Source organism: Devosia alba (assembly GCF_039938915.1).
Classification (GTDB): Bacteria; Pseudomonadota; Alphaproteobacteria; order Rhizobiales; family Devosiaceae; genus Devosia; species Devosia alba.
Window position 1 is genome coordinate 1 of sequence record NZ_JBDUUI010000156.1, and the last position, 236, is coordinate 236.

Sequence of the window (236 nt, forward strand, 5' to 3'; positions counted from 1 at the left end):
GACTACTTCTGGAATCTTATTCAGTTCATTGTAACAAAAGTACCGCAGAATAAAATTGTTTACCTTATGATGCATGAAGAAAAAGATGATTCAGGGGAAGTAAAGCCTAAGACAATTGGTAAGCTTCTGGACGAAAAAGTTTGCATCGAGGGCATGTTTACCATCGTTCTTCGATGCATCGAAGAGAGTGGAAAGCACTTATTTGTCACTCAGTCCAGTCAGGGAGCGGTAAGTAA

General features: G+C 39.8%; 1 protein-coding gene. It reads left to right on the forward strand.

Annotation, left to right across the window (positions count from 1 at the left end; translation table 11 throughout):
- Positions 1 to 236 (forward strand): hypothetical protein (locus tag ABFY71_RS19135; protein ID WP_347947466.1); only part of this gene is annotated, 236 nt, incomplete at both ends.